Source organism: Streptomyces turgidiscabies Car8, assembly GCF_000331005.1.
Classification (GTDB): domain Bacteria; phylum Actinomycetota; class Actinomycetes; order Streptomycetales; family Streptomycetaceae; genus Streptomyces; species Streptomyces turgidiscabies.
In genome coordinates this window covers 37,099-63,153 of sequence record NZ_AEJB01000016.1, presented here as the reverse complement: position 1 = coordinate 63,153, position 26,055 = coordinate 37,099, and the positions used below count along the sequence as shown (strand labels likewise).

18 protein-coding genes and 1 pseudogene are annotated in these 26,055 nt (G+C 70.2%); 12 read left to right on the top strand and 7 right to left on the bottom strand.

What is annotated here, in order from left to right:
* Window positions 1-114: 114 nt before the first annotated feature.
* The 3 genes from STRTUCAR8_RS01175 to STRTUCAR8_RS01165 all read right to left on the bottom strand — a co-directional run bounded on the left by STRTUCAR8_RS01175 (window position 115) and on the right by STRTUCAR8_RS01165 (window position 5,355).
* A complete protein-coding gene (locus STRTUCAR8_RS01175) occupies window positions 115-3,159 on the bottom strand; it encodes an alpha-mannosidase (protein ID WP_006373483.1) in 3,045 nt (1,014 codons plus the stop codon).
* A 97-nt stretch (window positions 3,160-3,256) separates the two neighbouring features.
* Window positions 3,257-4,594, bottom strand: coding sequence for a 6-phospho-beta-glucosidase (locus STRTUCAR8_RS01170; RefSeq protein WP_006373480.1), 1,338 nt, complete (start codon window positions 4,592-4,594; stop codon window positions 3,257-3,259).
* The gene (locus STRTUCAR8_RS01165) at window positions 4,591-5,355 is read right to left on the bottom strand and encodes a DeoR/GlpR family DNA-binding transcription regulator (RefSeq protein ID WP_006373491.1); all 765 of its coding nucleotides are present in this window, start codon (window positions 5,353-5,355) and stop codon (window positions 4,591-4,593) included. Before STRTUCAR8_RS01165 ends, STRTUCAR8_RS01170 begins: the two co-directional genes overlap by 4 nt.
* Before the next feature lie 126 nt (window positions 5,356-5,481).
* Here STRTUCAR8_RS01165 and STRTUCAR8_RS01160 point away from each other — a divergent pair, with 126 nt between their 5' ends.
* The 8 genes and pseudogenes from STRTUCAR8_RS01160 to STRTUCAR8_RS01125 all read left to right on the top strand — a co-directional run bounded on the left by STRTUCAR8_RS01160 (window position 5,482) and on the right by STRTUCAR8_RS01125 (window position 17,147).
* On the top strand, window positions 5,482-6,486 hold the full coding sequence (locus tag STRTUCAR8_RS01160; protein WP_006373501.1) for a carbohydrate kinase family protein: 1,005 nt from the start codon (window positions 5,482-5,484) through the stop codon (window positions 6,484-6,486).
* A gap of 126 nt (window positions 6,487-6,612) precedes the next feature.
* Window positions 6,613-7,899 (top strand): ABC transporter substrate-binding protein, encoded by a 1,287-nt coding sequence (locus STRTUCAR8_RS01155; RefSeq protein WP_006373497.1) that lies wholly within the window; start codon window positions 6,613-6,615, stop codon window positions 7,897-7,899.
* The gene (locus STRTUCAR8_RS01150) at window positions 7,899-8,849 is read left to right on the top strand and encodes a carbohydrate ABC transporter permease (protein ID WP_006373509.1); all 951 of its coding nucleotides are present in this window, start codon (window positions 7,899-7,901) and stop codon (window positions 8,847-8,849) included. The genes STRTUCAR8_RS01155 and STRTUCAR8_RS01150 overlap by 1 nt, the downstream gene beginning before the upstream one ends.
* A gap of 14 nt (window positions 8,850-8,863) precedes the next feature.
* Window positions 8,864-9,703: a carbohydrate ABC transporter permease gene (locus tag STRTUCAR8_RS01145; RefSeq protein ID WP_006373521.1), complete on the top strand. Its 840-nt coding sequence runs from the start codon at window positions 8,864-8,866 to the stop codon at window positions 9,701-9,703.
* Window positions 9,700-12,621 (top strand): annotated as a pseudogene (locus STRTUCAR8_RS01140) (glycoside hydrolase family 2 TIM barrel-domain containing protein). The gene STRTUCAR8_RS01145 and the pseudogene STRTUCAR8_RS01140 overlap by 4 nt, the downstream one beginning before the upstream one ends.
* A gap of 59 nt (window positions 12,622-12,680) precedes the next feature.
* The gene (locus STRTUCAR8_RS01135) at window positions 12,681-14,540 is read left to right on the top strand and encodes a LamG-like jellyroll fold domain-containing protein (RefSeq protein WP_006373495.1); all 1,860 of its coding nucleotides are present in this window, start codon (window positions 12,681-12,683) and stop codon (window positions 14,538-14,540) included.
* A 69-nt stretch (window positions 14,541-14,609) separates the two neighbouring features.
* Entirely contained in the window at window positions 14,610-16,283 is a 1,674-nt protein-coding gene (locus tag STRTUCAR8_RS01130) for a PHP domain-containing protein (RefSeq protein ID WP_006373478.1), read from the top strand.
* 3 nt (window positions 16,284-16,286) lie between these two features.
* Complete coding sequence (locus tag STRTUCAR8_RS01125; RefSeq protein WP_006373525.1) at window positions 16,287-17,147, top strand: hypothetical protein; 861 nt, start codon at window positions 16,287-16,289, stop codon at window positions 17,145-17,147.
* A 200-nt stretch (window positions 17,148-17,347) separates the two neighbouring features.
* Here the strand turns inward: STRTUCAR8_RS01125 and STRTUCAR8_RS01115 are convergent, their stop codons facing one another.
* Genes STRTUCAR8_RS01115 through STRTUCAR8_RS01100 form a run of 4 tightly spaced genes read right to left on the bottom strand, consistent with a single transcriptional unit; the run spans window position 17,348 to window position 21,210 of the window.
* Window positions 17,348-17,803, bottom strand: coding sequence for a MaoC family dehydratase (locus STRTUCAR8_RS01115; RefSeq protein WP_006373487.1), 456 nt, complete (start codon window positions 17,801-17,803; stop codon window positions 17,348-17,350).
* Between the two features lie 55 nt (window positions 17,804-17,858).
* On the bottom strand, window positions 17,859-19,364 hold the full coding sequence (menE, locus tag STRTUCAR8_RS01110) for an o-succinylbenzoate--CoA ligase (RefSeq protein ID WP_006373499.1): 1,506 nt from the start codon (window positions 19,362-19,364) through the stop codon (window positions 17,859-17,861).
* A gap of 41 nt (window positions 19,365-19,405) precedes the next feature.
* Complete coding sequence (locus STRTUCAR8_RS01105) at window positions 19,406-20,290, bottom strand: 4-hydroxyphenyl-beta-ketoacyl-CoA hydrolase (RefSeq protein ID WP_006373516.1); 885 nt, start codon at window positions 20,288-20,290, stop codon at window positions 19,406-19,408.
* A gap of 2 nt (window positions 20,291-20,292) precedes the next feature.
* Window positions 20,293-21,210: an SDR family oxidoreductase gene (locus STRTUCAR8_RS01100; RefSeq protein ID WP_006373522.1), complete on the bottom strand. Its 918-nt coding sequence runs from the start codon at window positions 21,208-21,210 to the stop codon at window positions 20,293-20,295.
* 93 nt (window positions 21,211-21,303) lie between these two features.
* Between STRTUCAR8_RS01100 and STRTUCAR8_RS01095 the strand changes: the two genes are divergently transcribed.
* The 4 genes from STRTUCAR8_RS01095 to STRTUCAR8_RS01080 all read left to right on the top strand — a co-directional run bounded on the left by STRTUCAR8_RS01095 (window position 21,304) and on the right by STRTUCAR8_RS01080 (window position 25,856).
* On the top strand, window positions 21,304-21,843 hold the full coding sequence (locus tag STRTUCAR8_RS01095; RefSeq protein WP_006373526.1) for a MarR family winged helix-turn-helix transcriptional regulator: 540 nt from the start codon (window positions 21,304-21,306) through the stop codon (window positions 21,841-21,843).
* A 190-nt stretch (window positions 21,844-22,033) separates the two neighbouring features.
* Entirely contained in the window at window positions 22,034-23,344 is a 1,311-nt protein-coding gene (locus tag STRTUCAR8_RS01090) for an MFS transporter (RefSeq protein ID WP_100247466.1), read from the top strand.
* A 105-nt stretch (window positions 23,345-23,449) separates the two neighbouring features.
* Window positions 23,450-24,202: an IclR family transcriptional regulator gene (locus STRTUCAR8_RS01085; protein WP_006373488.1), complete on the top strand. Its 753-nt coding sequence runs from the start codon at window positions 23,450-23,452 to the stop codon at window positions 24,200-24,202.
* A gap of 400 nt (window positions 24,203-24,602) precedes the next feature.
* Window positions 24,603-25,856, top strand: coding sequence for a L,D-transpeptidase (locus tag STRTUCAR8_RS01080; protein WP_044471425.1), 1,254 nt, complete (start codon window positions 24,603-24,605; stop codon window positions 25,854-25,856).
* The last annotated feature ends 199 nt before the right edge of the window (window positions 25,857-26,055 follow it).

Below are 26,055 nucleotides of genomic sequence, written 5' to 3'. Positions count from 1 at the left end.
GCGGATCGGGCAGGTCGGGCGCGCCCCGCGCCCGATAGGGGCGCGGGGCTGTATCGATATGCGGCTCCGCCGCGTGGGCGCGACCAGCCACAGCGAACCCGCAGCCGAAAACCCTTACCGAACAGCCAGCCGCAACGTCTGCACCTCGAACGGCCGCAACCGCACCGGCACCGAGTCACCATCCGTCGGCGCCTCGGACAGCGGCCGCTCCAGCAGGTCGGTGATCTTCGCACCCGCCAGCGCGAACCCGGTGCACAGCGCACCCTCCGCCCGGCCGCCGCGCGACTCGTAGATACGGACGACGACATCGCCGGACGCGTCGTCGGCGAGCTTGACCGCCTCGATCGTCACCCCGTCGCCGTCCGCCCACACCACCGGCTCCGGCGCCCCCGCCGCGTCCGCGACGCGCAGCGGCAGGTTGAGGGAGTAGCCCTCGGCGACCGCGTCCTCGATGCTCGCGCCCGGCAGCAGCGAGTACGTGAAGCGGTGCTTGCCCTGGTCGGCGCCGGGGTCGGGGATACGCGGGGCGCGCACCAGCGACAGACGGACCGTGGTCGTCGTACCGCCGTCCTCGCGGACCGTGCGGGAGACGTCGTGGCCGTACGTCGAGTCGTTGAGGACCGCGACGCCGTAGCCGGGCTCGGCGATGTGCACCCAGCGGTGGCCGGACACCTCGAAGCGGGCCGACTCCCACGTGGTGTTGGTGTGCGTGGGCCGCTGGACGTGACCGAACTGGATCTCCGCGCTGGAGTGCGCCGCGCGGACGTCCACCGGGAAGGCCGCCTTGAGGATCTTCTCGGCCTCGTGCCAGTCGATCTCCGTCTCGAAGTCGATCCGGGGACTGCCGGCCCGGACGGTGATCGTCTGGACGATCTTCGAGCCCTTGCCGAAGTCGCGCTCCACCCGGATGGCGCCGAGGAGCGGGTCCTCGTCGGTCACCGTGACGGAGGTCGTCTCCAGCAGGTCCGTGTAGCGGTTCTGGTAGTGCTTGTCGATGTCCCAGGCGTCCCAGTAGTTCGGGAGGTCGGTGTGCAGCCGGAGCAGGTTGCCCTTGTCGGCGAGGACCTCACGGTCCGCCCTCAGGTCGCGGACCGAGGCCAGCGTGCCGTCCTCGGCCACCTCCACGCGTACGAGACCGTTGTCGAGGATGCGCCCGCCAGTGATCGTCACCGGCCGCGGGGGTTCCGCGACGGCCAGCGGGGCGCTGCCGCTCGCCGGGACCTCCACGTACATGGGGACGCCCGTCGAGGTGCGGACCACCTCGGCCCGGTCGTACGGGCTGGTGTTGAAGGCGCGGGACTCGCCGCCGCCGAGCGCGGCCACCGCCTCGGCGGTGAGCGACTCCAACTCCTCGGCCACGCGCGCGTATTCGGCCTCCGCCTCGCGGTGCACCCAGGCGATGGACGAACCCGGCAGGATGTCGTGGAACTGGTGGAGCAGGACCGTCTTCCAGAGACGGTCCAGGTGCTCGTACGGGTAGGCGTAGCCCGGCGCGTGCAGCGCGGCCGTCGTCGCCCACAACTCGGCCTCGCGCAGCTTGTGTTCGCTGCGCCGGTTGCCCTGCTTGGTGCGGGCCTGGGAGGTGTACGTGGCCCTGTGCAGCTCCAGGTACAGCTCGCCGACCCAGACCGGGGCGTCGGGGTACTCCTCGCGGGCCTTGGCGAAGAAGTCGTCGGGGTGCTCGATCTCGACGGTCGCCGAGCCCTCCAGGTCGGCCAGCCTGCGCGCGCGTTCCATGATCTCGCGGGTGGGGCCGCCGCCGCCGTCGCCCCAGCCGAAGGGGGCCAGGGAACGCGAAGCGGCGCCCTTCTCCTGGTAGTTGCGCGACGCGCGGGACATCTCCTCGCCGCTGAAGCGGGCGTTGTAGGTGTCGACCGGCGGGAAGTGCGTGAAGATACGGGTGCCGTCGATGCCCTCCCACCAGAAGGTGTGGTGGGGGAACTTGTTGGTCTGGTTCCAGGAGATCTTCTGGGTGAGGAACCAGTCGTTGCCGGCGAGCTTGGCGAGCTGCGGATAGGCCGCGGTGTAGCCGAAGGAGTCCGGCAGCCACACGCCCTTCGTCTCGACGCCGAAGTGCTCGATGAAGAACCGCTTGCCGTGGATGAGCTGGCGGGCCATCGCCTCGCCGCCGGGCAGGTTGCCGTCGGCCTCGACCCACATGCCGCCGACCGGCGCCCACTGGCCCTTCTTCACCGACTCCTGGATGCGGGCCCACACCTTGGGGTAGTTGTCGCGCACCCACTCGTACTGCTGGGCCTGCGAGCAGGCGAAGATGAAGTCCTCGTACTCGTCGGCCAGCGAGGTGACGTTCGAGAAGGTGCGGGACGTCTTGCGCTTGGTCTCACGGATCGGCCACAGCCACGCCGAGTCGATGTGCGCGTGGCCGACGCCCGAGATCCTGTGGGCGCTGGCGTTGGCCGGCTTGGCCAGCGCGGGCGCCAGGGCCGCTCGTACCGCCGCCGCCGAACCGGCCACGTCGTCCAGGTCGAGGAGGTCGAGGGCGCGGTCCAGGGTGTGCGCGATCTCGTGGCGGCGCGGGTCGTGGTCGTCCAGTTCCAGCATCAGCTCGCGCAGTACCTGGACGTCGAGGTCGAGGTGGAAGACCTCCTCGTCGAGGATGGCGAGGTCGGCGCGCTGGAAGGTGTAGATCGGCTTGTCGCCGGCGGTGAGGATGTCCCCCATGGGGGTGATCTTGGAGAAGTTGTCGGCGAGGATGTCGGGGTTCGAGGCCGCCTCGACGAGGTAGTCGATCTCCTCGCCGCCCGTGGCCGGGTTGGCGACCGGCACGTACTGGTTGAGCGGGTTGACCGCCTTCAGCGGGGTGCCGTCGGTGAGGTGGACGAGAGCCTCGGCCTGGTTGCCGGGCCAGTCGCCGACGAAGCCGAGGTCGATGACCGCCTCGACGCGCCGGCCGGCCCACTCGGCGGGCACCCGGCCGCGCATCCGGAACCAGGTGGTGCCCCAGGGCGGACCCCAGAGGGTGTCCATGGCGAAGGGGGCGTACGACGCTGCCGCCGCCTCCTCGAAGGAGACCGGCTCGCCCGGCGCCTGCCAGGCCTCGACCTCGAAGGGAACCGTGGCCGCGTAGATCGCCGCCTTGATCCGCTGGTCGTGGAGGCGCTGGACGCGCTCCTCGATCCGCCGGCGTTCGTCGTGCATGAGAAGTCTCCAGACCAGATACGAGCAGACCAGATGTGAGCAGACCGGGTACGGGCGGACCCGGATACGAGCAGACCGGACAAGTCCGGGAAAGCGCTTACTTAAGGTACGCCAGGCCGGGGTGGACCGAGGTGTATCCGTCGACCAGTCTGCGGGCCACGTTCACGGAGTCGACGAGCGGGTGCAGGGCGAACGCCTTGACCGCCGTCGTACGGGAGCCGGACTCGGCGGCGGCGAGCACCTCGCGTTCGACCGCCTTGACCGAACAGACCAGCCCGGAGGCGTGGTCGGGCAGCGGGTCGACGGTGACGGGGTGGGCGCCGTTGGCGTCGACCAGGCAGGGCACCTCGATGACGGCCTCGGAGTCGAGCACCGAGAGAGTCCCCCGGTTGCGGACGTTGAGGATCAGCGTGGTGCGCTCGTCGCGGGCGATGGCCCGCATCAGGGCGAGGGCGACCTTCTCGTAGCCCCCGGACAGGTCGTCGGCGTCGCGTTCGCCGGCGCCCGACGTCTCGCGGGCCTCGGCCATGTAGGTCGCCTCGCGCTCGGCGCGGGTGCGGTCCCAGGCGGTGAGGGCGGCGGCGTCCGGCCGTTTCATCTCGTCGTAGAAACCGGCCTGCTGGTCGCGCAGGAAGGCGCCGCGGGTCTTCTCCGCCTCGCTGTAGGCGCGTACGGCCTCGCGGTTGAAGTAGTAGTAGTGCAGGTACTCGTTCGGGATGGCGCCCAGCGACTGGAGCCAGTCGGTGCCGAAGAGCTTGCCCTCCTCGAAGGAGCCGAGCAGGTCGGGGTCGGCGAGCAGCCGCGGGAGTTCGTCGCGGCCGTTCACGCGCAGCCCTCGTACCCAGCCCAGGTGGTTGAGGCCGACGTAGTCGATCCACGCCTCGCCGGGGTTCGCGCCGAGCACCCGGGCGATCCGGCGGCCGAGGCCCACCGGGGAGTCGCAGATGCCGATGACGCGGTCGCCGAGGTGGCGGGACATGGCCTCGGTGACCAGGCCGGCCGGGTTGGTGAAGTTGATGACCCAGGCGTCGGGGGCGACCCGCGCGACGCGACGCGCGATGTCCTCGGCCACCGGGACCGTGCGCAGGCCGTAGGCGATGCCGCCCGCGCCGACGGTCTCCTGGCCGAGGACACCCTCGTCCAGTGCCACCTTCTCGTCGTTCGCCCTGCCCTCCAGACCGCCGACGCGGATCGCGGAGAAGACGAAGTCGGCGCCGGTGAGCGCCTCGTCGAGGTCGGTCGTGGCGCTCACCTCGGGGGCGTCGGGCACCCCCGCCGCCTGCTCGGCCAGGACCCGGGTGACCGCGGAGAGGCGGCCGGCGTCCAGGTCGTGCAGGACGACACGCGTCACCCGGCCTTCGGCGTGGTCGCCCAGGAGCGCCCCGTACACGAGCGGGACGCGGAATCCGCCGCCGCCCAGAATGGTCAGCTTCAAGGTTGCACCTTTCCTGCCGTGATGATCTGCACCCCGGCCTCCTGCAGAGCGGACTGCGTCGCCGGGTCCACCGGCGCGTTCGTCACCACCATGTCCAGTTCCCCCGGGCCACAGACCTTCGCCATGCCCGTGCCCGGGAACTTGGCGCGGTCGGCGAGCAGCACGACCCGGTCGGCGGCCTTGATCATGGCGCGCTTGACCGGCACCTCGACCACCGTGGTGTCCATCACCTGGCCGCCGGGCCGGACGCCGCTGGTGCCCAGGAAGACCCAGTCGGCGTGCAGCTGGCGCAGGTTGTCCTCGGTGAGGAAGCCGACCAGGGAGCGGTACTCGCGCCGGACCATGCCGCCGAGGAGCACCAGTTCGATGCCCTCGTCGTCCACCAGCTCCTCGAACACCACCAGGTTGCTGGTGATCACGGTGAGCCGGCGGCCGTGCAGCTGCCGGGCGAGCCGGTAGGCGGTGGTGCCGATGTCGAGCAGCACGGACTGCCCGTCCTCGACCAGGGAGGCGGCCTTGGCGGCTATCGCGTCCTTCTCGGCCACGCGCACCTCGGCGACCTCGGCGAAGGGCTGGTCGCCCTCGTCCGCCACGGCGCCGCCGTGTACACGTGTGAGCAGGCCTTCCTCCTCCAGTCTGACCAGGTCTCGCCGGACCGTGGCGGGGCTCACGCCCAGCTGTTCGGAGAGATCGGTCACGGCTGCGGGGCCCCCGGAGCGCAGGGCCCGCAGGATGAGTTGATGTCGTCGTTCTGCCAGCACGCGACGAACAGTACTCGTCATCTTCAATCATTTCTATGCTTGCTTCTGCTCGACTCTTGCCAAATCTCCGGAAGGCGCGCACGATTCCGGTCATCAAATGACGAGTTTTGACGAGAGGATGCACGCGTGGACGACGAACGGCCCGATGTGCTGCTGACCGGGCTGCTCTTCTTCGACCTCGTCCTCACCGGCCTGGGTCAGCCCCCGACGCCCGGCGAGGAGATCTGGACGTCGGGGATGGGCACCAGCCCCGGCGGGATCGCGAACCTCGCCGTGGCCGCCGCCCGGTACGGTCTGAAGACCTCCCTGGCCACCGTCTTCGGGGACGACGCGTACGGCGCCCACTGCCGTGGCGTCCTCGCCGGCCAGGAGGGCGTCGACCTCTCGCTCTCGCGCACCGCGGACGACTGGCACACCCCCGTCACCGTCTCGCTCGCCTACGACGGCGACCGCGCACTGATCACCCACGGGCAGCCGCCCCCGTACTCGCAGGAGACCCTGCTGGGCGACCCGCCCGAGGCACGCACCGCGCTGGTGCACCTGGAGGCCGAGCCCCACCGGTGGCTGGCCAAGGCGGCGGCGAACGGCACGCACATCTACGCGGACGTCGGCTGGGACCCCACCCAGGTGTGGTCCTCCGACCTGCTCGACCAGCTCGCCCTGTGCCACGCCTTCCTCCCCAACGAGACCGAGGCGATGGCGTACACCCGCACGGACACCGCGGTCGCCGCGCTGGGCACACTCAGCGAGCTGGTCCCGGTGGCCGTCGTCACCCGGGGCGGTGACGGCGCGATCGCCGTGGACCAGACGACCGGCGAGTACGCGGAGGCGCCGGCCCTGCCCGTGGACGTCGTGGACTCCACGGGCGCCGGTGATGTGTTCGGCGCCAGTTTCGTCGCCGCCTCGCTCGGCGGCTGGCCGCTGGAGGAACGGCTGCGGTTCGCCGTACTGGCCGCCTCCCTGTCCGTACGGCACCACGGCGGGGCGCTCGCCGCACCCGGCTGGTACCACATCCACCGCTGGTGGCACACGCTCCGCGACCCCGAGCTGCGGCGGACCTACGGCTTCCTGGCCGACCGGCTGCCGGCCGATCCGGGGCCGCCGGTGCGGTTCGCACCCGTCACCCCCTGAAATCGGTCACCCCCCGAGACCCGTCACCCCCCGAGACCCGCCTCCCCCACTGCCCTGTCCCTCACGCGCCCCCCACTGGCGTTTCCCCTTACGCACGCACCGAACATCCGAAAGGCGGTGGGAGCTGTGCAGCTCTCACGAAGAGGCCTGCTGCGCGCGGGTCTGGCCGGCACGGCCGCCACAGCGCTCGGCGGCCTGGCGAGCGGCTGCGCCGTTCCGACCGGCTCCACCGGGCGCAACATGGTCCTGTGGTACTGGAGCGGCGGTCTGAGCGACACGGTCGTCAAGAACGCGAAGGCCCGGTACGACAGCTCCGTCGACCTCCGGGCCATCCAGATCGGCGGCCAGTACCGCTCCAAGCTCATCACCACCATCACCGGCCAGGCCCACATCCCCGACATCGCGGGGCTCAAGGGCGAGGACATGGCCGCCTACCTTCCGAACGCGGACCAGTTCATCGATCTACGGACGCTGGGCGCGGAGAAGTACAAGAGCCAGTACCTGCCCTGGAAGTGGGACCAGGGCATCGCCGACGACGGCACGATGGTCGGCTTCCCGATCGACTGCGGACCGGTCGGGCACTTCTACCAGTACGAGATCTTCCGCAAGGCGGGGCTGCCGTACGAGCCGGACGACGTGTCCCAGCAGCTGAACACATGGGAGAACTACTTCGCCGCGGGTGAGCAGCTCAAGAAGCGGATCCCGGGGACCATGCTCCTCACCGACGTCAACTCCGTGTTCGAGAACGTCGTACAGCAGGGTTCCAAGCGGTACGTCGACAAGGAGCGCCACTTCATCGGTGACCAGGAGCACGTACGCGATGCCTGGGCGCTCGCCGTGGAGGCCAAGCGCCGCGGGATCGTCTCCGACCTCGTCAGCGGCACCCCGGACCAGTTGTCGGCCAAGCAGGACGGCAAGCTGCCCAGTGAACTGGGCGCCTCCTGGGCGGCCTTCGACATCAAGAACGGTGTTCCGAAGGCCAAGGGCAGGTACCGGGTCGCCCAGATGCCGGTGCGGCCCGCCAACAACGGCGGATCGTTCCTGGCGATCACCAAGGCGTGCCGGGAGCCCGAGCGGGCCTTCGAGATCATCACCTGGATTCTCGACGCCTCCAACCAGGCGCAGGGTTACGTGGACGCGGGCCTCTTCCCCTCCACGCCCGCCTCGTACGGCCTGAAGCAGATGCGGGAGCCCGATCCGTACTTCGGCGGCCAGGTCACCACCGACATCTTCGGGCCCGCCGCGCAGAAGATCGTGGTCGCCTACAACAGCCCGTTCGACATCGCGCTCGGGACGCCCATCAAGGACGAGATCAAGAACGTCGGTGTCCTCGGCAAGGACCCGAAGAAGGCATGGAGTGACGCCATGAGCAAGTGCCGTCGCATCGCGAAGCACCTGGGGGTGAGCTACTGATGGCTGTCATCGAACAGACCCCGTCCGTGGTGACCCGGCCCGCACCGGTGGGGCCCAAGAAGGGCCTGCGCAAGTACTGGCACCTCTACGCCGCCATCTCCCCCTTCTATCTGATCTTCCTCGGCTTCGGCCTGTTCCCGGTCGGCTTCTCGCTCTATCTGTCCTTCCACCGCTGGGACGGCCTCGGCTCGATGGAGTGGGCCGGACTCTCGCAGTACCAGTACCTGCTGAGCGACAGCGACTTCTGGAACTCGATCGGCAACACGATCATCATCTGGGCGCTGGCCACCTTCCCGATGATCATCCTGGCGATGGTCACGGCCGTGATGCTCAACTCGGCGGTCCGGTTCAAGAGCCTGTACCGCGTCGCGTACTTCCTGCCGAACGTCACCTCTGTCGTCGCCATCGCGATCGTCTTCGGCTCGATCTTCTCCACCAACGCCGGCATGGTGAACGCCGTCCTGCACTGGGTGGGGATCGACCAGGTGGCGTGGCTGAACACACCGTGGGGCATCAAGGTCACCATCGCGGCCCTGATGACCTGGCAGTGGACCGGCTACAACGCCATCATCTTCCTCGCCGGGCTCCAGACCGTCCCGAGCGAGCTGTACGAGGCGGCGCGCATGGACGGCGCCGGCCCCGTCCAGACCTTCTTCCGCATCACGCTGCCGCTGCTGCGGCCGACGCTGCTGTTCGTGCTCGTCGTCTCGACGGTCACCGGCCTGCAGAGCTTCTCCGAACCACAGGTCCTGCTGCAGACCTCGTCGAACGACTCGACGTTCGCGGGCGGGCCGGGCCACTCGGGCCAGACGATGGTCCTCTACTTCTTCCAGCAGACCTTCGACAACAACGACTTCGGGTACGGAGCCGCGGTGGCGTGGGGCATCTTCCTCGTCGTCGTCCTCTTCTCGATCATCAACTGGCGCCTCGTGCAGCGCCGGGGCGACTAGGAAGGGCGCGCATCATGGCATCCATCAAGGGGTCCCGCCGCAGAGGGATCGCGCTGCACCTCCCGCTGATCGTCGGCACGCTGATCTCGGCCTTCCCGTTCTACTGGGCCGTCATCATGTCGACGCACAGCTCGACGGAGATCTTCTCGTACCCGCCGAAGCTGCTGCCGGGCACACACTTCCTGGAGAACGTCCGCAACCTGTTCGACGCCATCGACTTCTTCGGGTCGATGTGGAACTCGCTGCTGGTCGCGGTGTCGGTGACCTTCCTGGTCCTGCTCTTCGACTCGCTCGCCGCCTTCGTCTTCGCCAAGTTCGAGTTCCCCGGCAAGGGGCTGCTGTTCGGGCTGCTCATGGTGATCTTCATGGTCCCGGCGCAGCTGTCGGTCATCCCGCAGTTCGTCGTCATGGCGAAGATCGGCTGGATCGGCTCGATGACCGCGCTGATCGTGCCGGCCGCCGCCAACGCCTTCGGCATCTTCTGGATGCGCCAGTACATGAAGACGGCGATCCACGACGAACTGCTCGACGCCTCCAAGCTCGACGGCGCGAACTTCCTGCGCCAGTACTGGCACGTGGCGCTGCCGGTGGTCCGCCCCGGTCTCGCGTTCCTCGGCATCTTCACCTTCATGGGCCAGTGGAACGACTTCGCCTGGCCCCTGATCTCCCTCACCAACCCCGACAACGTGACCCTCCAGGTCGCGCTGTCCCAGCTCAACGGCACCCACGGCACCACCGACTACGGCATCGTGATGACCGGCGCCCTGCTCGCCCTCGTCCCCCTGCTGATCGTGTTCGCGATCGGCGCCAAGCAGATCATCGGCGACCTCGCGAAGGGGGCCGTCCGCGGATGACCATCGATCCGCTGCTGGCACTGCGCCCCTGGGAGTCACCCGAGGTGACCTCCTGGGGGCGGCTGCCCATGAACGCCGTCGACCGGCGTGCCCAGGCCCGCTCCCTGGACGGCGACTGGCGCTTCCAACTGCTCCCCACGCCGACCGCCGAGGTGGGCGACGACTGGTCCTCGGCCCGGGTCCCCGGCGCCTGGACCCTCCAGGGCACCGACGACCTGCCCTGGTACACCAACGTCCAGATGCCGTGGGCCGACTTCCCGCCCGGCTCCCCCGTGGCCAACCCGACGGGCGTGTACGAGCGTGAGTTCGACATTCCGGCCGAGTGGGCGGGCCGGCGGATCGTGCTGCAGTCGGCGCCGCCGAGAGCGTGCTGCTCGTGCACGTCGACGGGCGGCCGGTCGGCATCTCCAAGGACTCCCATCTGGCGGCCGAGTTCGACCTCTCCGACCTCGTCTGGCCCGGCGGGTCCGCGACGCTGCGGCTGACGTCGTCAAGTGGTCCGACGCGACCCACATCGAGGACCAGGACCAGTGGTGGCACGGCGGTATCACCCGCTCGGTGCTGCTGTACGCGACGGACCCGCTGTATCTGGCGGACGTCACCGTGCGGGCGCCGGCTCCGGTGAGCTGCGGGTCGACTGCCGGGTCCGGGACGCGGGCGGCGCGCTGCCCGAGGGGTGGTACGTCACCGGCGAGATCGACGGCCAACTCCTCCTCCAGGACGCCGAGTTCGACCGCGTCAACACCGAGGACGACCGCGTCTCCGACTTCCTCGGCGAGCCCCGGCTGGGCGCGCGGGTGACCGACGTCCGCACCTGGACCGCCGAGACACCCGAGCTCTACGGCCTGACCGTCCGGCTGCACCGCGCCGACGGAACGGTCACCGACACCGCGTACCAGCGCGTCGGTTTCCGGGACGTCGAGATCGTCGGGCGGGACCTGCTGGTCAACGGCGAGCGGATCTACGTCCGGGGCGTCAACCGGCACGACTTCCATCCGCTGACCGGGCGGACCGTGTCGTACGACGACCAGCGCGCCGATCTCGTCCTGCTGAAGCGGTTCGGGTTCAACGCGATACGCACCGCGCACTATCCGAACGACCCGGCGCTGTACGACCTCGCGGACGAGCTGGGTTTCTACGTGGTCGACGAGGCGGACATCGAGTCGCACGACCACGCGCACGAGATCGCGGACGACCCGCGCTATCTGAACGCCTTCGTGGACCGGGTCTCGCGGATGGTCCTGCGGGACAAGAACCACCCGTCGGTCATCATCTGGTCGCTGGGCAACGAGTCCGACTACGGGGCGAACCACGACGCGGCGGCGGGCTGGCTGCGCCGGCACGACCCGACCCGGCCGCTCCAGTACGAGGGCGCCGCCAAACTCGGCTGGGCCGATCCGGCGGTCGCCTCCGACATCGCGTGTCCGATGTACGCGCCGCTGGAGGACTGTGTCGCGCACGCGCTGTCCGGCGAGCAGACCAAGCCGCTCATCCAGTGCGAGTACTCGCACGCCATGGGCAACAGCAACGGCACGCTCGCGGACCACTGGGCCGCCATCGAGTCCACGCCGGGACTTCAGGGCGGGTTCATCTGGGAGTTCTGGGACCACGGAATTCTTCAGTGCGTGAACAGCGGCAGACCTGCCGGGCGCGCGGGCGCCGGGCTCTATGACAACGGTGTCGCCGCCCCCGGCATGCGCTGGGCGTACGGCGGCGACTTCGGCGAGACGATCCACGACGGCGCCTTCATCGCCGACGGAGTCGTCTTCCCCGACCGCACCCCCAAGCCCGTCATGTACGAACACCGGGAGATCGCGGCTCCGGTGCGCCTGGAGGCGTTCCGGCACGAAGGGCTCGTGGTCGCCAACCACCAGTGCTTCCGGGGCCTGGACTGGCTCACGGGCACCTGGGAACTGGCGCTCGCGGACGGCCGTACGCTCACAACGCCCGCCGAACTGCCGGATCTGCGACCGGGTGAGACGGCGGCCGTGCCGCTGCCCTTCGAGCTGCCGGCGGACGGCGGCGAGGCCTGGCTGACCCTGCGGGTGACGACGGCCGGCGACGAGCCGTGGGCCCCGCGCGGCACCGAGATCTGCGTGCCCCAGCTGCTGCTGCGGCCGGCCGACGAGATGCCGGAGACGGTGGTCGCGGGACCGCGGGTCCGGGTCGACGGTGACGGACTGCTGATCCATCCGCTGCTGAGGTCGGCGCCGGTGCTGTCCCTGTGGCGGGCTCCGACCGACAACGACGAGCTGGGCGGTATGGCGGCCCGCTGGCAGGACTGGGGCCTCGACACCCTCGTCCGCAAGGCCGTCGACGTGCGGCGCGACGGCGGGAGCGTCACCGTGCTCGCCGAGTACGCCGCGAACGCGGGCGTGATCCGCCATGAGCAGGTGTTCACTCCGGTACAGGGCGGCATCCGCGTCGAGGAGACCGTCGAACTGCCGGACGCGTACACCGATGTGGCGCGGGTCGGTTCCGTGTTCGAGACGGTGTCCGGGCTCGACCTGCTGGAGTGGTACGGGCAGGGCCCCTGGGAGTCCTATCCGGACCGCTCCGCCGGAGCACCCGTGGGGCATCACTCGGCGCCCGTGGACTCCCTGTTCACCCCTTATCTGCGACCGCAGGAGAGCGGCGGACGGCACGGTGTACGGCGGTTCACGCTGTCGGCGCCGGACGCCACCGGTCTCTCGGTCGTGCTGGACCGGCCGCGCCAGGTCTCCGTGACCCGGTACCGGGCCGAGGAGCTGGCCGCCGCCACACACCACGACCAGCTGCGGCCACGGCTCGGCTGCGTGGTGCACATCGACGCGGCCCACCGCGGGCTCGGCACGGCGTCGTGCGGTCCCGACACCTTCCCCTCCTATCTCCTGCAGCCGGGCACCCATCGCTGGGCCTGGACCCTTCGCACGCTCTGACGAAAGCCCCTCCCCCACACACCTCCTCTCACCTCACAGAACCTCATACGGAGTCAGTTGTGTGCACCTCGCACGGATCCGGGCACGAGCCTGCCCTCGAAGCACCCCAGGCGGGCGCCGGTCGGCGTACCTTCCTGCGGGCGACCGCGCTGATCGGGGCGGCGGCGACCACGTCCGTCGCCCTGCCGACGACCGCCGAGGCCGTGCCGGACACGGCACGTTCGTCGTGGCGGCCCGACACCGACAGCCGCCGGTTCACGCTCGCCGTGATGCCCGACACCCAGTACCTCTTCGACGGGCCGAGCATCGACAAGGCGCCCGTCGAGGCGTCCCTGCGCTATCTGCTGGAGCACGGGCGGGACGAGAACATCGTGTTCCTGTCCCACCTGGGTGACCTCACCCAGAACGGCGCCGCGCCGGAGGTCGCCGCGATCGGCGAGGCGTTCCGGCTCCTGGACCGGCGGGGCGTCGGCTACAGCGTCCTCGCTGGCAACCACGACGTGAGGTCCTCCACCACCGACCAGCGGGGCGCCTCCCCGTACCTCGACGTGTTCGGGCCCGACCGGTTCAAGGGGAAGCGGACCTTCGGCGGAGCCTCGGCCGACGGCTACAACACCTTCCATGTGTTCCGGGCGGCCGGGCGGGAGTGGCTGGTCCTCGCGCTGGACTGGCGGCTGTCGGACCAGGGGTACGCGTGGGCGAAGGACGTCCTGGCGAAGCATCCGGCTCTGCCGGTGATCCTCACGACGCACGAACTGGTCGTCGAGGACGACTCCCTGTCCGACTACGGGCAGCAGTTGTGGGACCGCCTGATCGCCGACCACGACCAGATCTTCCTCACTCTCAACGGGCACTACTGGCCCGCCGGGCGCGCGACCCGCAAGAACGCGGCCGGACATGACGTCGAGCTGCATCTGACGAACTACCAGAACCGGTACTTCGGCGGTGCGGCGATGATCCGCCTCTACCGTTTCGACCTCGACCGGAACACCATCGACGTGGAGACGGTCTCCCCGTGGATCCTCGGCCGGGCCGGGAAGGGCCTCAACGAACTGGAGCGGCAGGAGATCGAACTGAGCGGCGACGCCGACCGGTTCTCCGTCGACATCGACTTCGCCGAGCGCTTCGCCGGGTTCGCCCCGGTGCCCGCGCGGCCCGCCCGCCCGGCGTCGAAGATGGTGATCCCGGGCACGGTGGCGTACTGGCGGTTCGACGGACAGCCGGACGGGGCCGCCCTCACCGGCACGGTCCGCGACCGGTCCGGCCGGGGCAACGACCTCACCCTGGTGTCGGTGGGCGGCGCCACGCTGAACTGGTCCAGCGACCACCACCCGGACCAGCCCGGTCACGGCAGCCTGGACGTCAACGGCTTCAAGTCACCGCTGAAGGGCGCCTATCTGCGTACCGTCGACGGCGCACCCCTCAACTCGGCGACTTTCAGGGCCGGTTACACCATCGAGGCGTTCTACCGGCTGCCCGCCGACTGGGACCCCGACCATCATGCCTGGGCCGGAGTGGTCAGCCGTACCGGCACGGGCGGCGCCGCGGGCAAGACCGGCGACGACCCGGACGAGCCGCTCGCCACGCTGTCCCTCTCCAACGACCGCGAGCCCCAGTGGGCCATGCGGCCGCTCAACCAGCAGGGCATCGCCACCAACTGGGGCCAGGAGACACCGCTGGAGACCTGGTGGCACCTCGCGGTCGTCAACGACGGCCATCACACCACGCTGTACGTCCAGGGCTGCCCGGTGGTCCGCAACCCGACGGCGACCTCGACCGGCATCACCTCGGTCGGGCTGCCGTGGCTGCTCGGCGGCTACGAGTACGCGGGGAAGATCGACCAGATCCTGCACGCCCGCCTCGGCGACGTACGGATCGTCGAACGGGCGCTGCCCGTCAGCTCGTTCATGAACCACTGACCCACACCGTCTGGCTCCGCCAAGCCTCCTGGGCTCCACCCCTCTCCAGATCGCAAGGAACTCACAGACATGACAGAACAGCAGCTGCCTGCCTGGGCCGACCCCGCCGTCTCCCCCGCCGGGCTCGACGCCCAGGGCGTCTCCCGACGTCAACTCCTGCACCGGGCGGGCCTGTTCGGTGCCGTCTTCGCCGCCGGGTCACTGGCGACACCCGCCGCCGCGGCGTCCGGTCCGCGCCGGCTGGGCGGCAGCGACCCGCGGCTCGCCTACCTCGTCGGCGACCATCACATCCACACCGTGTACAGCCACGACGCCAAGTACACGTTCTCCCAACTGGCCGCCGCCGGTGAGAAGTTCGGCCTCGACTGGATGGTGTTCACCGAGCACTCCAACTTCGGGCACGCCCAGTACGGTGCCCCGCTGGAGCACGCCGAGATCCTCAAGGCACGGGCGGAGAACCCGCGTCAGCTGATCTTCCAGGGCCTGGAGTGGTACATCCCGGGCGCCGAGCACTGCACGGTCTTCTCGCCGCCCGGGCGCCACGAGGTCGATCTCCTCACCAGGTTCGAGAGCGCCTACGACGGCAAGCTGCTCGGCTACACCGAGGGCTCGGCCGGCGCGACGGACACCGCCCGCAACGAGGCACACGCCGTCAAGGCGATTCGGTGGCTGGCGGAGCAGCGCCGCACCGGGTACGTCGACGACGTCCTGGTCCTCGCCAACCACCCGATGCGCCTGGGCATCGACTCCCCGCACGAGATGCGGGGCTGGCGGGACGCGGCCCCCGAGATCATGATCGGCATGGAGGGCGCGCCCGGCGCCCAGGGTGCGGCCATCCCCGGCTGGCGCGGGGCCACCTCGATCCGCGGCGAGTACGAGAACAAGCCGACGGCGCAGTCCTGGCAGGGCTATCCGGCGGACGGGTATCTGACGTACGGCGGTTTCGACTGGGCGACCGCGACGGTCGGCGGTCTGTGGGACTCGATGCTGGCCGAAGGCAGCCTGTTCTCGATCACCACGAACTCCGACGCGCACCGGATCGTCTTCGACACCTGGAAGAACGGTGACTGGCCGGCCGGGCAGAACTTCGACAACACCGGCAAGCTGCCAGACCCGGTGAACACCGACACCCCGCAGCCCGGCAGCGACTTCTGGCCCGGCCAGTTCAGCCGCACCCACGTGGGCGTCACGCGCTACGGGTACCGCGCGGTGATGGACGGTATGCGCGCGGGCCGGGTCTGGCTGGACCACGGCCATCTGCTGGACGGCCTCGACGTGCGGCTGACGCGTGACTGCGAGTTCGGCCGGGGTGTCACGCTGGGCGGCCGGATCCGGGTCCGCAGGGGCGACAAGCTCACGCTGAACATCACAGTGACCACCGCCTCCCGTCTCAACCCGCAGGGAATCCTGCCCGAGTTGGCGCACGTCGACGTGATCCGGGGCGCGGTGCGCGGTCCGGTCGCCGACCGGGACACCTGGAGGGCGCCGGACACGAAGGTCGTGAAGTCGAAGGACGTGACAGGGCGCACGGGGACGTACACCCTCCGCGTGCCGCTGACCGCCGGTGACGAGTCGTTCTACGTCCGGCTGCGTGGCAGCGACGGCAACCGGCACGGCGCCGGTTACCTCGGCGCGTCGGTCGACCCGCACGGGCCGATCGTCCACGAGCCCGGAAACGGTGACCCGTGGGCCGATACGTGGTTCTATTCGAACCCCGTGTTCGTCGACGTCGTAGGTGGCTGACTGATGAAGCGTCAACTCCTGTCCCTGGCCGCGTTATCAGTCCTTTCCGGAGCGCTCGCGCTCGGTGGTGGTGGAACAGCTTCCGCCGCCGACGCGCAGTGGACGGAGACGGGCTCCGCCCAGGTCGACTCCCTGGGCAGCGGTCAGGGGCTGGCCTCCCGCGCGGACGGCACGCTGCTGTACCGCGGGCTCACGTCGATCCCGCTGGACCTGCGTATCGCCGGCTGGAACCACATCGGTGACCCGGACATCGCGGGCGGGTACGTGTTCGACGCCTACCAGGGCTCGGACACGGCCACGTCCAAGATGTTCGCGGTCACCACCCCGGCGGGGCAGCGGTACCAGTACGTCCACCAGCTCGACTCCGGCGAGAAGCTGAACAACTCCTTCGCCGCGGTCTCGCCCGACAACCAGTGGCTGGTGTCGGGCGAGTGGGGCGACCAGGGGCGTCTCCAGGTGTTCCCGGCCCCGCTCCTCAACGCGTCCACCCCCGCCACGGGCGGCGCGCTGGCACAGGCGGGCCAGATCACCCTGGACAGGACCGTCCGGGACATCCAGGGCTGCGACTTCGTCACCGCGACCCGGCTGCTGTGCGCCTCGGACGACGACTCGGGCACCCTGTTCCCGGAGGTCCGCCCGGTGCTCCAGGTGGACCTGTCACGCGCGGTGGACGGCAAGCCGGTCACCGGGCACGTGACGAGCCTGTTCGCCCTCCCGCAGCGCAGCACCTGCACGGGGACGGCGTACGAGGCGGAGGGCGTCGACTACGACACGAACACCGGCACCCTGCGCGCCCAGGTCGTCCAGCCGGGCGTCTGCGCACTGGCGACCACTGTCTACTCGTACCGGCAGGTCACGGGCTGACGGAACACCGACGTGTTCGCGCGGGCCGGCGGTGTCGGTGAACCGGGGATCCGTTCGACGCCGGCCCGGACGGTGCGCCGCGCTCTGCCGCGCCGGCGGCACGACGGCCTCCGGATCTGGTTCGGGCAGACCAGGGGCGTTCGGCCGGCGGACGGCGCGTCCGGCGCACCGGCGCGGTCAACCGGCCGGAACCGGAGGGATCAGGCGTAGAAGCGGGACAGGCTCTGCAGGACGGCCGCCGGCTTCGGGGCGCCCTCGATCTCGATCGTGCCGTCGACGGTGATCTGCACCCCGCCCGGTACGTCCTCGACCTCGGCCAGCCTGCCGACGAGGCGGATCTTCGAACCGACCTTCACCGGTGAGGGGAAACGCACCTTGTTGAGGCCGTAGTTGACCTTCGTGGTGACGCCCTGGACGTCCAGCAGCTCGGTGAAGAGCGGGATGAAGAGGGAGAGGGTGAGGTAGCCGTGGGCGATCGGGGCGCCGAAGGGGCCCGCCGCCGCCTTCTCCGGGTCGACGTGGATCCACTGGTGGTCGCCGGTCGCGTCGGCGAAGGTGTTGATGCGCTCCTGCGTGACCTCGATCCACTCACTGGTGCCGAGGTCGCTGCCGGCGAGCTTCTTGAGTTCGTCGATGCCGTTGACCGTGATGCTCATGTCGTGTTCCTTCAGTGGGAGTTGAGCCGGAAGTGGTGGTGGACGCCGGTGCGGGCTACGAACCGGCGCCGAAGGCCTTGCGCACCCGGGCCTTGAGGAGCTTTCCGGAGGCGGTGCGCGGGAGTTCGTCCGCGATGACGACCGACTTCGGGATCTTGTACTTGGCGAGCCGCCCGGACAGCGAGGCGAGCACCTCGTCGGCGTCCAGGGCCGCGCCCTCGCGGGGTACGACGACCGCGCGCGGCACCTCGCCCCACTTCTCGTCGGCGACGCCGATGACCGCGCACTCGACGATGTCGGGGTGGGCCAGGAGAAGGTCCTCGATCTCGGCGGGGTAGATGTTCTCCCCACCCGAGATGATCATGTCCTTGATGCGGTCGACGACGAAGACGTAGCCGTCCTCGTCGATCCGGGCGGCGTCCCCGCTGCGGAACCAGCCGTCCGTGAAGGAGGCGGCCGTCTCCTCGGGCAGCCCCCAGTAACCCGGCATGACGTGCGGTCCGCGGACCACGATCTCGCCGGGCTCGCCGACCTCTGCCGGCGTCAGGTCGGGCCGTACCACCCGTACGTCGCTGAAGAAGTGCGGTACGCCCGCCGAGCCGGCCTTGCTGACCGCGTGCTCGGCGTCCAGGAACAGGGTCCCGGGCGAGGCCTCGGTCATGCCGTAGCCCTGGAGGAAGGTGAGCCCGCGCTCCTGGAACCGGGCGATGAGCGGGGTCGGCACCGGTGAGCCGCCGCAGGAGAGCATGCGCAGCGACGACAGGTCGGCGTCGGCCCAGCGCGGATGTCTGGCCACCTGGTCGAACATGGTCGGCACCCCGAACATGAAGGTGATCCTGTGCCGTTCGATCAGGTCGAAGGTGTCGTCCGGGGCGAAGGCCTCGACCAGGACGCAGGTGCCGCCCTTGAGGAGCACGGGCAGGGTGAGCATGTTCAGCCCGGCCGTGTGGAACAACGGGGCGGAGACCAGGGCGCGTTCGTCGGTGACGACGTCCTGGTCGACGAGCACGTTGACGGCGTTCCAGGTGAGGTTGCCGTGCGTGAGCATGGCGCCCTTGGGCCGGCCCGTCGTGCCCGAGGTGTACATGATGATGCAGGTGTCGTCGGCCGTGACCGGTGCGTCGACCGGTTCGGCGGAGGCACCGGTGAGCGCGTCCTCGTACTCGGCGCCGACCTCGACGTACGTCCGCACGTCCGTGTTGCCGGGCAGTCCGGCGACGAGGCCCGCGTGCGAGGGGCCGTAGACGAGGGCCTTGGTGCCGGAGTCGGCGAGCTGGTAGGCGATCTCCGGGCCGGCGAGGCGGGTGTTGAGCGGTACGAAGACCGCGCCGAGTGTGCCCGCCGCGAAGAGTGTCTCCAGGTAGGAGGGGTGGTTCGGGCCGAGGTAGGCGATCCGGTCGCCGCGGCGCACTCCCCGGTCGCGCAGGGCGTGCGCGAGCCGGGTGGTGCGTTCGTACAGCTGTCCGTAGGAGAACGTGGTGTCGCCGTGGATCAGGGCGGTGCGTTGGGGGGTCTTGCGGGCCCGGCGGGCGGGCCAAGACCCCAGTCCCTCGTTGCGCATCGTTGCGCCCCTCTACGAGTAACGAGACATGGGTTACGGAGTCAGGGCTTCGTGAGTCCGAGCAGCCGGGCCGCGTTCTCCTTGAGGATCTTCGGCCTGACCTCGTCCTTGATCGGCAGCTTCTCGAAGTCGGCGAGCCAGCGGTCCGGGGTGAGGACCGGGTAGTCCGAGCCGAAGAGGACCTTGTCCTTGAGCAGCGTGTTGGCGTACTGCACCAGCTGCGGCGGGAAGTACTTCGGTGACCAGCCGGACAGGTCGATGTGCACGCCCGGCTTGTGTGTGGCGACGGCGAGCGCCTCGTCCTGCCAGGGGAACGACGGATGCGCCAGGATGATCTTCATCTCGGGGAAGTCGGCGGACACGTCGTCGATGTGCAGCGGGTTGGAGTACTTGAGCCTGATCCCGCCGCCACCGGGGACGCCCGCGCCGATGCCCGTCTGGCCGGTGTGGAAGAGCGCGATCGTGCCGGTCTCCTCGATCACCTCGTACAGCTCGTACGCGACCGAGCGGTCGTTGGGGAAGAAGCCCTGGATGCTGGGGTGGAACTTGAAGCCCCTGACCCCGTACTCCTCGACCAGGCGGCGGGCCTGCTTGACGCCCGCCCTGCCCCGGAAGGGGTCGATGGAGGCGAAGGGGATCAGCACGTCCGGGTTGGCCGCGGCGGCCTCGGCGACCTCCTCGTTCGGGACGGGCGCGGTGCCGGTCGCGGACTCGGCGTCCACCGTGAAGATGACGGCGGCCATCTTCCGCTCGCGGTAGTACGCGGCGGTCTCCTCCAGGGTCGGCTTCCGCTTGCCCTCGACCTTGAAGTAGGCCGACGAGGCGTCGTGGAGGTCGTCGGCCAGGGACGAGGTGCCCTTGGAGGAGATCTCGGCGTGGGTGTGGACGTCGATCGCGACGAGTTCCTCGACATTGAGGTTCGCCATGGTTACGCCTCCGGGAACTTGGGGGCGGGGATGCCCACCGACTGGAGCTCGGCGCCGACCGAGGTGGACCAGGCGTCGGCCAGGGCCTCGGGGGTCCAGCCACCGTCGGCATACGCGGTCTTGATCTCCTGCGGATGCGACCAGAGTGCCACCTTGTCGCCGCCGATGCCGATGGCCTGGCCGGTGATGCCCCGGGCGGCCTCGGAGGCGAGGAAGGGGACGAGGCCCGCGCAGTCCTCGGGGGTGCCGAAGCCCTCGCCCTTGCGCAGGAAGGCCGGGAACGGCTCGCCGTTCTTCAGCGCCTCGACGTAGGGGGCGAAGGCGGGGATGGTCTCGGTCATGGCGGTGGCGGCCACCGGCACGATCGCGTTCACGGTGATGTTCGCGCGGCCCAGCTCCATCGACCAGGTGCGGGCGAAGGCGGCGATGCCCGCCTTGGCGGCCGCGTAGTTCGTCTGGCCGAAGTTGCCGCGCTGGCCGGCCGGGGAGCCGACCAGGATCAGCGTGCCGCCCTCGCCCTGCTCACGCATGCGTACGGCGGCGGCGCGGGCGCAGGTGAAGGTGCCCTTGAGGTGGGTGGTGATCACCGCGTCGAAGTCGTCGTCGGTCATCTTCCACAGCACCTTGTCGCGCAGGATGCCCGCGTTGGTGACCAGGATGTCGAGCCGGCCGAACTCCTCGACCGCACGGTTCACCAGCCGCTCGGCGGCCTCGGTCGTACCGACCGGGACCACCTCGGCGACGGCGGTGCCGCCCGCCGCGGTGATGGACTTCACGGCCTGCTCGGCCACGTTCTCGTCGACGTCGTTGACGACCACGGAGGCGCCGGCGGCGGCGAGAGCGTGCGCGTAGGCGAGGCCGAGGCCACGGCCGCTGCCGGTGACGACGGCGACCTTGCCGGTCAGATCGATGCTGGGCACGAGGGAGGTCCCTTCACAAGACGACTGCGTGAGATCGAAGCTAAGAGCAATAATTGTTGACGTCAATAGTTGTTGCCGTCAGATGTGTGAGCCATGCTGGAATCTGTACATGGAGCCGCCCCGCCCGGGGCCACGACGAGGGAGCCCGCCATCGCCCGCCAGCAGGACGTCCATAACCCCGCCCCGATCGACGCGCACGAGCCCTGGATGCGCGGCCTGCACGCGGACACCGGCTACCTGCTGTACCGGCTGGGCCTGCGCTCCGGCCAGTTGTTCAACACCTTCCTCCAGGAGTCGGGGCTACGGCTGCGCCACTACGCGGTGGTCCGTTTCCTGGCCACCTCGACGGGTGCGCTCCAGCGCGAGCTGAGCACCGCGCTCGGATACGACCCGAGCGCGATCGTCGGCCTGGTGGACGACCTGGAGAAGCTGGGCTTCGCCGAACGCCGCCCCTCCCCCGACGACCGCCGCAGCCGGATCGTCGCCCTCACCGAGAACGGCCGCGCCTTCCTCCGCGACACCGACGAGGCCGGCCAGCGCGTGACCAACGAACTGCTGAGCCCGCTCGACCCGGCGGAACGGGAGTCCCTGCACACCCTGCTCCAGCGGATCACAGAGGACGGACCCCACTGACGTGGGATGTTGTGCAGCTTCTTGACTGCCGCGCGATTGATGCCTAACTTCACCCAGGCACCGGTACGGTCCCCCACCGGTGACGTCCCCCCACGGCATCGGCATCAGGGAGTCTCCCGTGCGGCCAACCCGCTCGTCCTCCGGCTCATCCTCCGGCCCTTCCCCCCAACTCGCCTCAGACACAAGGGAGTTGCGCCGCGTCGCGCTCTCCGGACTGCTCGGCACCACTGTCGAGTTCTATGACTTCCTCGTGTACGGCACACTCGCCGCGCTCGTCTTCGGCGACCTGTTCTTCCCCCAGGCCGACCCCACGGTCGGCACCATCGCCGCCTTCGGCACCTTCGCCGCCGGCTATGTCGCCCGGCCGCTCGGCGGCATCGTCTTCGGCCACTTCGGCGACCGGCTCGGCCGCAAGTCGATGATGCTGCTGACGATGACCCTGATGGGCTGCGGCAGCTTCCTCATCGGGCTGCTGCCGACGTACGACGCGATCGGCGTCTGGGCCCCGGTCCTGCTGGTCGCCCTCCGGGTCGTCCAGGGCCTCGCGATCGGCGGGGAGTGGGGCGGCGCGACCCTGATGGTCGTCGAGCACGCCGAACGCACCCAGGGTTCCCGGCGCGGCCTGTGGTCCAGTTTCACCCAGCTGGGCGCCCCGCTCGGTTCCGTGCTCTCCGCCGGAGTGGTCACCCTCGTCTCCACGCTCCCCGACGACCAGTTCCGCTCCTGGGGCTGGCGCATACCGTTCCTGCTCAGCTTCGTCCTGCTCGGCGTGGGGCTGTTCGTCCGGCTGCGGATCGCGGAGAGCCCACTGTTCACCGAGGTCAAGCGGGAGACCTCCGCCAAGCCGCCGATCTTCGAGGTGCTGCGCCGCCCGAAGCCGGTGCTGCTCGCCGCTTGCGTCGGCATCGGCGCCTTCACCGCCCAGTCACTGCTGACCGGCTTCATGATCTCCTACGCCACCGACAACGATTACAGCCGTCCCCAGGTGCTCACCGCCGTGACCATCGCCTCCTGCGTGGCGCTGGTCGTCCTGCCCGCCGCCTCCGCGCTCACCGACCGCGTCGGCCGCCGCCCGGTGGTCCTCGCCGGCGCCGTCGCCTCGGCCGCGCTCGCCTTCCCCGTGCTGTGGCTGGTCGACTCCGGTTCGCCCGGCCTGCTGATCCTCGCCCTCGTCCTCGGTCACGGCATCGCCCAGTCCACGATGTACGGGCCGCTGGGTGCCCTCTTCTCCGAGATGTTCGGCACGAAGGTGCGCTACACCGGCGCCTCGCTCGGCTACCAGGCGGCGACCCTGGTCGGCGCCGGGTTCTCGCCGCTGATCGCGACCAGCCTGCTCGCCTCGAACGGCGGTGGCAGTACGCCCGTGTCGCTGCTGCTGTGCGGCGGCGCGCTGATCACCGCGGTCACCGTGTGGCGGATGCCCGAGACCCACACCGACACGCTCGGCTCCCCCGTCGCCCTCCCGCGACAGACCACCCCCGCCGAAGGGATTCGCCCGTGAACCCCCGCACTCCCGCGCCGGACACGGGCACCGGCCGCTCGCGGCGGCGCACCGGTCCTCGGTATACAAGGACGTGACGTCGACACTCCGGGGAGCTGCCCGCCCATGACCACCCGCTCGGCGCCCGACCGGCTCCTGTCCGTGCTCAGCGCCTTCGACCACGAGCATCCGGCGCTGACCCTCACGGACATCAGCCGTCGGGCCGGGCTGACCCTCACCACCACGCACCGCCTCGTGGGCGCCCTCACCCAGTGGGGCGCGCTGGAGCGGGACGAGACGGGCGTCTACCACGTCGGCCTCAGACTCTGGGAGGTCGCGGCGCTCGCCCCGCGCGGACTGGCGCTGCGGCAGATCGCGCTGCCGTATCTGGAGGACCTGTACGAAGCGACGCACGAGAACGTGCAGTTGGCGGTACGGGACGGCGGCGAGGTCGTCTACATCGAGTGGCTCTCGGGCCGCTCGGCGGTCGGGGTGCACATCCGGGTCGGCGCCCGCTGGCCCCTGCACGCCACGGGTGTCGGCCTGGCCCTGCTCGCCCACAGCGACCCGGCGCTCCAACAGGATTACTGCGAGGGCCCGTTGGCCGCCTTCACCCCGCACACGATCATCGACCCGGCCACCCTCCGCCGCGTCCTGGCCGAAGTCCGGCGCACCGGCGTGGCGGTGAGCAGCCGTCAGGTCACCGACGACGCCCTGTCGGTGGCTGCCCCGGTGCACGGTCCTGGCGGCGCGGTGATCGCCGCGGTCTCGGTCGTGGTGCCCCAAGCCGACGCCCAGGTACCGGTGTTGGTACCCGCGGTACGACTGGCGGCGCGCGGCATCTCACGGGCCCTGGGGTGGCAGCCGGGCGGGGGCTGAGCGGCGGCTCGGCGAAGTACCGTACGGCTCGACACTGCCCCGAACGATCCGGGGCGCGAGCCGGCGGGGACGGAACCCGGAGCCCCGCACCCGTGACCGGCCACCTGCCCGGCTCGGCGGCACCGCGTCGTCGACGCCGGACAGCCCGACGAGGAAGGCCGCGCGCCCCGGCAGCAGTGGCGCGCCAGGGACGCCGGGTCCGGTGACGCAGCCGGAGCCGGAGCCCTCGGGACGATCAACGCCCGCGTGCCGCCCGAGAAGGGCTCCCTGACAGGCCACCCCTGGCATCCTCACCGGAATCTCAGACACCAGACCCCCGTTTCAAAGAACAAACCCAGGCAGAAGGCGCACGATGCACGCGCATCATCGATCGTTCCTGGTCGTTCCAGAAAGGCGTGCCGTGGGTGTTCCGCACATATCCAACCCGTCCGAGCAGGGGCGGGGGCAGCAGTCCCCGGGGTGGTCCCGGCGGGGGATCCTCGCCGCGCTCGGGGCTGTCCCGGCCGCCGTACTGACCGGTTGCGGCAGCTCGGCGGACGCCTCGGCGGCGACGACCGGGGCGAAGGCGAGCGCGAGCGCGTCCGTGGAGGCCGCCAGGAACGCCGTCGTCACCGTCACGCCCGCCGACGGAACCCAGCACGCCGGTTTCGCCACCCCCGTCGAGGTCACCGTCACCGACGGCACCCTCGCCGGCGTCACGGTCACCGGTGACGGCGCCACGCTGGCCGGGACCCTCAACGATGCCCGTACGAAGTGGACCTCGACCGGGAACCCGTACTCCGGGACGACGTACACGGTGTCGGCGCGGGTCACCGGGGGCGTCGCGCGGACGGCGACCTTCACCACCGCCTCACCGTCCGCGACCTTCGTCGGGTACTTCACGCCGGAGGCGGACTCCACCTCCGGCGTGGGAATGCCGGTGTCGATCAACTTCACGGAGGCGGTCACCGACCGGGCCGCGGTCCAGACGGCGATCACCGTGACCGCCGAGCCGGCCGTGGAGGTGGTCGGGCACTGGTTCAGCGACACCCGGCTCGACTTCCGGCCGGAGACCTACTGGGCCGCCGGCACGAAGATCACCCTCGGGCTGCGGCTCAAGGACGTACAGGGCGCGGACGGGGTCTACGGCACCCAGTCCAAGGACGTCACCTTCCACATCGGCCGCGAGCAGATCAGCACCGTCGACCTGGCGGCGAAGACCATGACCGTACGGCGGGCCGGTGCGACCACGGCCACCTATCCCGTGTCCGGCGGCGACGCCGACCACACCACCTGGTCCGGGATCATGGTCATCAGCGAGCGGTTCAAGCAGACGCGGATGGAGTCCTCGACGGTCGGGCTCGGCGACGAGTACGACATCTCCGACGTCCCGCACGCCCAGCGCCTGACCACCTCCGGCACCTTCGTTCACGGCAACTACTGGGCCTCGACCTCGGTGTTCGGCGCCAGCAACACCAGTCACGGCTGCGTGGGCCTCCACGACACGAAGGGCGCGAACGACACCTCCGTACCGGGCTACAAGTTCTACGACAGCTCCATGCTCGGGGACGTGGTGATCGTCAGGAACTCGGGCGAGGTGACGGTGGACCCGGCCAACGGGCTCAACGGCTGGAACCTGTCATGGGCCGACTGGAAGGCCGACAGCGCGGTCTAGGACCTGCCCGGCCAGGACCGCGCCCCCTTCCGGGGCGCGGGGAACCGCGCGGCCGGCCACAGCGGAGCTTCAGTGCTCGGCATCGCCCAGCCGGCGGAGCGCCTAGCACATTCATGTCTTCATCGGGTGAACTCACCTGCGACGAAAGGAAATTCTGGGTTTCACCTCTTGACGGCCGGAGCCACCGGGAGCACATTGG